The organism is Streptomyces torulosus (assembly GCF_001419765.1).
Classification (GTDB): Bacteria; Actinomycetota; Actinomycetes; order Streptomycetales; family Streptomycetaceae; genus Streptomyces; species Streptomyces torulosus.
In genome coordinates this window covers 390-8,514 of record NZ_LIRK01000343.1, presented here as the reverse complement: position 1 = coordinate 8,514, position 8,125 = coordinate 390, and the positions used below count along the sequence as shown (strand labels likewise).

Sequence of the window (8,125 nt, the reverse complement as noted above, 5' to 3'; positions counted from 1 at the left end):
CGTCCCGTCCCGTCCCGTCCCCAGAGGCTCGACCCCTTCGACCCCGCGGGGGCCCAGGGGCCCAGCCCGCCGATGAAGCAGGGGCCTCCGGTGCTCGCTCGGCTGCGGACCGTCGTGGTCGCTCGCGCAGTTCCCCGCGCCCCTTAGGGTGCCTGCGGTCGGCTTCTGGCTCACCGCTTCGTCGTGGTCGCTCGCGCAGTTCCCCGCGCCCCTTTCCGTGGCTGCGGACCGCTTTTGGCTCACCGGCTCGTCGTGGTTCCCCGCGCAGTTCCCCGCGCCGCTATTGGTGGCTGCGGTCGGCTTCTTACGTACCGCCTCGGCCCGCTCCACCTCGTCCGGAGAGCGTCCGCCTACCCTGTAGGGCGCCCGGTGCGTCCGTCCCGCGATGAACGTGAGTCCCGATGTCCTCGACCGTGTCACCACCGGCGTCCTCCGTACCGCCTGTCATATCCGAGCCGGTCACGGTCGCGCCGTCGCGGCCGCTCGACCGGCGCTCGTCCCTCGCTCGGCGCGCCCCCCATCTGCTGGCCCTGGGTCTGTTCGTGGCGTACGCGACGGAGTCGGTCTGCCGGTACCGGTACATGGGGACACGCTCGTGGGACCTGGGGATATTCGAGCAGGCGGTGCGCGCGTACGCGCATCTGCGGGCGCCGGTCGTCGATCTCAAGGGGCCGGGGTTCCATGTGCTCGGCGATCACTTCAGCCCCGTCACCGCGCTGCTCGCGCCGTTCTACCGGGTCTTCCCCTCGCCCCTGACGCTGCTCGTCGCGCAGGCCGCGCTGTTCGCCCTGTCGGCGGTGCCGGTGACACGGGCCGCGACCCGGCGGCTGGGTCGGCCTCGGGGGCTGGCGATCGGCGTGGCGTACGGGCTGTCGTGGGGGCTCCAGCGGGCCGTGGACTTCGACTTCCACGAAGTCTGCTTCGCCGTGCCGCTGATCGGGTTCTCCCTGGAGGCGCTGCTCGCCCGGCGATGGCGGGCGGCGCTGCTGTGGGCCCTGCCGCTGGTGCTGGTCAAGGAGGACCTGGGGGTCACGCTGGCGGCGCTCGCGCTGCTCGTCGTGGTCCGGGCGGGGCGGCACGGTTCGCAGCGCGACGTCGCCCTCGGCGTCGCCGTCGCGTCGTTCGGCGCGGTCGCGGCGCTGGTCACCTTCACCATGATCATCCCGGCGTTCAACTCCTCCGGCGGCTACGACTACTGGAGCAAGGTCGCCGAGGCCGGCCCCTTCGACGGCCTCGACACCAAGATCCGCACCCTGCTGTGGCTGCTGGTCCCCACCACCGGGCTGCTCGCCCTGCGGTCACCGCTCCTGATCGCCGCCCTGCCCACCTTGGGCTGGCGTTTCCTGTCGTCGGACGACCACTACTGGGGCACGGCGTGGCACTACAGCGCCGTGCTGATGCCGATCGTGTTCCTCGCCCTCGTCGACGCGCTGCCCGCCGCGCGCCGCAGCCCCCGGCGGTGGCTGCGCTCGTACGCGTCCCATCTGCCCGCCGGGGTCGCCTCGGCGGCGCTGGCGCTGACGACCTCGCTGCCGCTGTCGGCGCTCACCGAGGCCGACGCCTACCGGGTGCCGGAGCGTGTGGTGGCCGTGGAGAAGCTGCTGGCCACGATCCCGGACGGCGCCACCGTGGAGTCCAACGTCGGCCCGATCAGCCGTCTGACGTCACGCTGCCGCGTCTTCTGGATCGGCCGGACCAAGGGCCTCGCCCCGGACTACATCGTCTTCAACAACTCCTCGCGGTGGGTCAAGGACGTTCCCCGGTACGCCCGTCAGCTGCATCCCCGGGACCGCTACGAACTCGACGGCCTCGTCCAGGGATACGTACTGCTGCGCCGCGTCTGACCCCCGGCGCCCGGGTGGCTCTGCGCCCCCGACTCCCCATCCCATGCCACGGGAATACGGAACACCTTCTTCTATTCCGCGCACTGCACCAAGGGACAATTGGCGCCCCTCCGTGGACATGGCACCGTGGCGATCGCTTCCCGAGCAGCAAGCCAACCAGAAACGGGGAAAACCATGACCACGTTACGCAGAGTAATTCCCGGCGCGACCCTTTCGGCGGTTCTTCTGCTGACCGGCGCCGCACCCGCCCTCGCCGGTCCCGCAGCGGACGGTGGGGCGTCCACGCAGGCGGTCGCCGGCGTCACCAAGGCGCAGAAGCTGTCGAAGCTGAGCACCCTGACGGGGAACTCGTCCGGCTCCCAGACCAAGTGGTTCACGGCGCTCGGGCAGCACCGGCAGCACAAGCCGGCGATCACGCAGTACAAGTTCAACTGGAGCACCAACTACTGCAATTCGTCACCGGAGAAGATCTGGGGCGGGTACGACTTCTCGTTCGCCTGCTACCGGCACGACTTCGGATACCGCAACTACAAGACGATCGCGGGCAAGGCCACATGGAAGCGGTCTCACAAACTCCGGATCGACCAGGCATTCCTGGGCGACATGAACCGGGCCTGCGGACAGAAGTTCTGGGCCGACCCGCTGACACCGCCCGTCCGTAAGAAGGCCAAGGCCGCGTGCCTGAAGACGGCGAAGAAGTACTACCAGGCCGTCCGCGCCGCCGGCTGACGCCGCCCCGCCCGACCGCGCGGGACCAGGCGGCACGCCGCCGCAGGACCGGGCGGCACGAAAACGGCGGGGCGTGGGGATCATCCCCCACGCCCCGCCGTCCCCGGTCCTCACAGCCCCTCGGGCGGGACCCCCGTACCGGTCCGAGGGGCCGGTCCCCCTAGCCCGGACCCGGCCCCGTCCCCGCCGGCATCATTCCGTCGCGATCGCGTTGAGGACGTTCATCCGTCCCGCCCTGAACGCCGGGACGAGGGCGGCGAACAGGCCCACGAACGCCGAGCCGATGAAGACACCGATGATGGTCGGCCACGGGATGTCCAGGACCTCCAGGCCCTCCAGGGCGAGAAGCCGCTGGGCGGTGGCGCCCCAGCCCATCCCCAGACCCAGGCCCAGCAGCGCGCCGAACAGGGCGATCACCACGGACTCCAGGCGGATCATGCGGCGCAGCTGGCGGCGGGAGAGACCGATGGCCCGCATGAGGCCGATCTCCCTGGTGCGTTCGACCACCGACAGGGCGAGGGTGTTCACGACACCGAGGATCGCGACGACGATGGCCAGGGCCAGCAGGCCGTACACCATGTTGAGCAGCTGACCGACCTGGTCCTGCAGGGCCTGCTTGTAGTCGGTCTGGTCCATGACCTTGACCGTGGGGTCCTTGGCGACGGCCGTCTTGAGCGCGGCGTACGCCTGGTCCTTGCTGCCCTCGTCCGCCTTGGCGAGCAGGGCCGTGTCCAGCGGCAGCCGCTCGGCCGGCACATGGCGTTCGACGGTCGTGAGGTTGGTGTACATCGCGCCCTTGTCGAGGCCCGTGTCGTCGGAGGTGATGGCCGCGAGCCGCAGCTTCGCGGTGCGACCCCCCTCGAAGGCCACGGTCAGGGTGTCGCCGACCTTCACGCCCGCCTTCTCGGCGAACTCGGAGCCGACGGACATCGCGTCGGCGCCGTACGCGGCCGCGAGGTCACCGGAGACGGTCTCGCGGCGCAGGTCCTCGGCGTAGGTGGCCTCGGCGGCGAGCAGCTGCCCCGACTCGGAGGTGCCGTCGGGCGCGGTCACCTTGGCCGGTGTCTCCTTCATCCGCGTGACGTGGCCGAGGCCCTCGACCCCTTCGACCGCCTTGACGGTGGCGGGGTTGAGGGGCTTGCCGCCGTTGCCCGCGGTGATGATGAAGTCGGCGCCGACCGACTTGTCCAGCTCGGCGGTGGCCGAGGTCACCATGGAGGAGCCGACCACGGAGAGGCAGGCGACCAGAGCCAGGCCGATCATGAGGGCCGCGCCGGTGGCGCCGGTGCGGCGGGGGTTGCGCAGCGCGTTGCGCTCGGCCATCCGACCGACGGGGCCGAAGGCCCGCAGCAGTACGGCGCTGAGCACCCGCACGACACCGCCCGCGAGGAGCGGGCCGATCACGACGAAGCCGATGAGGCTGAGGACGATGCCCACGCCGAGGATCAGCGAGCCCTGCTTCGCCTGGTCGGCGGTGGCAGCCAGGTAGAGCGCGAAGGCGCCGGCGCCGGTGAGCACCAGGCCGACCAGGCCCCGTACGAGTCCGGCCTTGCCGTCCGCCGGGGTGCCGGCGTCGCGCAGCGCGGCCATCGGGGAGACCTTGCCCGCGCGGCGGGCGGGCAGATAGGACGCGAGGACGGTGACCACGATGCCCAGCAGCATGCCGATGGCGGGGGTGGTCCACCGCACCGTCAGGTCGCGGGTGGACAGTTCCATGCCGACGGCCGACATGAGCTTCATCAGGCCGACCGCGAGGCCGACGCCCGCGCCGACACCGATCAGCGAGCCGAGGACGCCGAGCAGTGTCGCCTCGACGAGCACCGACCGGTTGACCTGTCCGCGGGAGGATCCGACGGCCCGCATCAGACCGATCTCGCGGGTGCGCTGGGCGACCAGCATCGAGAACGTGTTGATGATCAGGAAGACCCCGACGAGGAACGCGATCCCGGCGAAGCCGAGCATCCCGTACTTGATGACGTTCATGAACTCGTCGACGTCGCTGCGGTTGGCGTCCGCGGTCTCCTGCTGCGTACGGACCTTGTACGCCGTCTCCTGGACGCCCTTCGCGCCCTGCTCGCCCTTGGCGCCCTGCTCGGTCTGCGCCGTGAGCGTCGCCAGGGCCGAGCTGACGTTCCGCTTCAGCCGCGTGTCGCTGACGCCCGCCTCGGCGGTGACGTTGACCTGGGTGAACCGGCCGGTGGCGCCGAGGAGTCCGCGCTGCGCGGTGGCGGTGTCGAAGAAGACGACGGCGGCACCGGGGTTGGTCACCTTGAACGAGGCGATGCCGACGATCCGGGCGGTGATGTCCCCGCTGACGGTGATGGTGCGCAGCTCGTCACCGAGCTTCAGGCCGTGCTTGTCGGCGGTGTCGGCGTCGACCATCACCTGGGTCGGGCCGCGCGGGGCGTGCCCGGAGGTGATCTCCATGGAACGGAGGTCGTTCTTCGTCCAGTTGCCCGCGATGGTGGGGGCGCCGGTGGAGGACCCCATGTTCTTGTTGTCGCGGTCGACGACGGTCACGTCCATCGAGGAGACGGCGCCCTCGGCCGACTTGGCGCCCTCGACCGCGGCCACCTCCTTCACCAGGGAGGCGGGCAGGGAGTCGGGGCGGCCGGTCCGGGACACCTCGTCGGGCTCGCCGCCGGCCGCGGAGACCGTGACGTCGGAGGAGGTGGCCGCGAACAGCTTGTCGAAGGTGGTGCCCATGGTGTCGGTGAAGACGAGGGTGCCCGTCACGAACGCCACCGACAGCATGACCGCGATGGCCGACAGCGCCATCCGTCCCTTGTGCGCGAAGAAGTTGCGCATCGATGTCTTCATCACGCTCATGACGTGCGCCCCCGGGCGTCGAAGTCCTTCATGCGGTCCAGGACCTGGTCGGCCGTCGGCTGGTACATCTCGTCGACGATGCGCCCGTCCGCCAGGTACAGCACGCGGTCGGCGTAGGAGGCGGCCACCGGGTCGTGGGTGACCATCACGATGGTCTGGCCCAGCTCGTCGACGGAGCGCCGCAGGAAGCCCAGCACCTCGGCGCCGGCCCGCGAGTCGAGGTTGCCGGTCGGCTCGTCCCCGAAGATGATCTCGGGGCGCGCGGCCAGGGCCCGGGCCACGGCGACGCGCTGCTGCTGTCCGCCGGAGAGCTGGGTCGGCCGGTGCTTCAGCCGCTGGGCGAGCCCGACGGTCTCCACGACCCGGCCGAGCCACTCCCGGTCGGGCTTGCGCCCGGCGATGTCCATGGGGAGCGTGATGTTCTCGATCGCGTTCAGCGTGGGCAGCAGGTTGAACGCCTGGAAGATGAACCCGATCCGGTCCCGGCGCAGCTGCGTGAGCTTCTTGTCCTTCAGGCCGGTGATCTCGGTCTCGTCGAGGTAGATCTGACCGCTCGTCACGGTGTCGAGTCCGGCGAGGCAGTGCATGAGCGTGGACTTGCCGGACCCCGAGGGCCCCATGATCGCGGTGAACTGACCCCGCGCGATGTCCACGTCCACATGGTCGAGGGCGACGACACGGGTCTCGCCGGACCCGTACGCCTTCACGACCTGTCGCGCCCGCGCGGCAACGGCCGTACGCCCTCCAGTGCCCCCGTGCCTGGTGATGGTCACAGCCGATGTCACGGTATGTCTCCTAAGTCGGTCAACAGATGGTGCTGTTGCTCAGTAGGTGGTGCTGTCGCTCGGTGGTGCCTTGAGTCTGGTGGCCCAGGGGTGTCCCGCGCGCTGGTGCTCGGCGCAGTCTTCTGCTGGGGAAAACCCCACCCCCGTGGGTCCGGTCCACCGCCCCCCAGCGGCGTAAAGCCAGGTTAAGGACGGGTACCGTCCCGTCTCTTCCTCCGGCGGTACGAACCCGCCCCTGGCCGTAGTACGGAGATACCCCTAAGGGACCTCCACCGAGGGGTGGAGCCGGTCTCAGGGTTCGGCTCCACCTTCCGGCGCACTCAGGCTGCACCCTGCCGTGACGTGAGGGACAAGTGGCATGGTGGTCCCCGGCAGGTAGATGCAGGGGGAAGGAATCCGGTGGGCGAGACACGACCCGCGCTACGCGACGCGGCACAGCACACCGGATCCGGCAGACGAGGGGCGGTCACCGCCGCGCTCATGCTGGCCATGGGCCTGGCCGCGCTGGACTCCACGATCGTCTCGACCGCCGTCCCGCAGATCGTCGCCGACCTCGGCGGCTTCTCCGTCTTCTCCTGGCTGTTCTCGGGCTATCTGCTCGCCGTCACCGTCACCCTCCCCGTCTACGGCAAGCTCTCCGACACCTTCGGCCGCAAGCCGGTGCTGATCGTGGGCGCCGCCCTGTTCCTGCTGGGCTCGCTGCTGTGCGCGCTGGCCTGGAACATGGGCGCGCTGATCGCCTTCCGGGTCGTCCAGGGCCTGGGCGGCGGTGCGCTGCAGGGCACGGTGCAGACGCTGGCGGCCGACCTCTACCCCCTGGAGGAGCGCCCCAAGATCCAGTCCAAGCTGTCCACGGTGTGGGCGGTGTCCGCGGTGGCCGGCCCCGGAGTGGGCGGGGTCCTCGCCGCCTACGCGGACTGGCGCTGGATCTTCCTGATCAACCTCCCGCTCGGCGCGGCGGCCCTGTGGCTCCTGGTCCGGCATCTGCACGAGCCGGTCCGGGAGCGGACCACGCGGCCCCGGGTGGACTGGGCCGGCGCCCTGACGATCTTCGCCTGCGGGGGCGCCCTGCTGACGGCGCTGGTGCAGGGCGGAGTGGCCTGGGCCTGGCTGTCCTGGCCCTCCCTGACCCTGCTGGGCACGGGGGTCGCCCTCGTCGTGGCGCTGGTCCTCATCGAACGCCGCGCCGCGGAACCGATCATCCCCGGCTGGGTGTGGCGCCGCCGCACGATCGCGGCCGTGAACCTGGCGCTGGCCGCGCTCGGCCTGCTGATGGTGGCGCCGACGGTGTTCCTGGCGACCTACGCCCAGTCGGTCCTGGGCCTGGCCCCGGTGGCCGCCGGCTTCGTCGTCTCCATCTGGACGCTGAGCTGGCCGGTGTCGGCGGCCCTGAGCCAGCACGTCTACCGCCGCATCGGCTTCCGGGACACGGCGATCCTGGGCATCACGGCGGCGGCGCTGCTGCTGTTCGCGTTCCCGTTCCTCCCCTACCCGGGCGAGGCCTGGCAGCCGACCCTGCTGATGCTGCTGCTGGGCGCCGCGCTGGGCCTGTTCCAGCTCCCCCTGATCGTGGGCGTCCAGTCGACGGTGGAGTGGGAGGAGCGGGGCACGGCGACGGCGTCGATCCTCTTCTGCCGCCAGACGGGCCAGACCCTGGGCGCGGCGGTCTTCGGCGCGGTCGCGAACGGCGTGCTGGCCTCCCGCCTGGGCGGCGCGGGCGACCTCGACGCGGTCACCCACGGCCTGGACGCGGGCACGACGGCGGAGCCGGTCCGCCGCGCGGTCGCGGAGGCCGTCCACGCGGTGTACCTGGGAGCGGCGTGCGCGGCGACGGTCGCGCTGCTGGTGCTGCTGGTGGTGGCGCCGCGCAGGTTCCCGGTACTGAAGGACTGAAGGAGCGGCTCGCGGCGACTCGCAACGGCACGGGGCGGCACGAGA

5 protein-coding genes are annotated in these 8,125 nt (G+C 71.1%); 3 read left to right on the top strand and 2 right to left on the bottom strand.

The genetic code is table 11. The annotated features are described in order from the left end of the window. The first annotated feature begins 401 nt into the window (after nucleotides 1-401). Together AOK23_RS23735 and AOK23_RS23730 are read left to right on the top strand one after the other, a co-directional pair. Entirely contained in the window at nucleotides 402-1,844 is a 1,443-nt protein-coding gene (locus tag AOK23_RS23735) for a DUF2079 domain-containing protein (RefSeq protein WP_055714688.1), read from the top strand. A 174-nt stretch (nucleotides 1,845-2,018) separates the two neighbouring features. Further along, complete coding sequence (locus AOK23_RS23730; protein ID WP_055714687.1) at nucleotides 2,019-2,573, top strand: phospholipase A2; 555 nt, start codon at nucleotides 2,019-2,021, stop codon at nucleotides 2,571-2,573. 192 nt (nucleotides 2,574-2,765) lie between these two features. Here the strand turns inward: AOK23_RS23730 and AOK23_RS23725 are convergent, their stop codons facing one another. Further along, nucleotides 2,766-5,402: an ABC transporter permease gene (locus tag AOK23_RS23725; protein ID WP_055714686.1), complete on the bottom strand. Its 2,637-nt coding sequence runs from the start codon at nucleotides 5,400-5,402 to the stop codon at nucleotides 2,766-2,768. After that, nucleotides 5,399-6,187 (bottom strand): ABC transporter ATP-binding protein, encoded by a 789-nt coding sequence (locus AOK23_RS23720; protein ID WP_055714685.1) that lies wholly within the window; start codon nucleotides 6,185-6,187, stop codon nucleotides 5,399-5,401. Before AOK23_RS23720 ends, AOK23_RS23725 begins: the two co-directional genes overlap by 4 nt. Before the next feature lie 399 nt (nucleotides 6,188-6,586). On the opposite strand from AOK23_RS23720, the gene AOK23_RS23715 reads away from it, so the two are divergent. Then, nucleotides 6,587-8,080: an MFS transporter gene (locus AOK23_RS23715; RefSeq protein ID WP_055714684.1), complete on the top strand. Its 1,494-nt coding sequence runs from the start codon at nucleotides 6,587-6,589 to the stop codon at nucleotides 8,078-8,080. Nucleotides 8,081-8,125: the final 45 nt, after the last annotated feature.

Excerpts from the sequence above, each read along its gene's own strand:
- AOK23_RS23730 (WP_055714687.1), top strand. The coding sequence starts at position 2,019 with ATGACCACGTTACGCAGAGTAATTCCCGGCGCGACCCTTTCGGCGGTT.
- AOK23_RS23725 (WP_055714686.1), bottom strand. The coding sequence starts at position 5,402 with ATGAGCGTGATGAAGACATCGATGCGCAACTTCTTCGCGCACAAGGGA.
- AOK23_RS23735 (WP_055714688.1), top strand. The coding sequence starts at position 402 with ATGTCCTCGACCGTGTCACCACCGGCGTCCTCCGTACCGCCTGTCATA.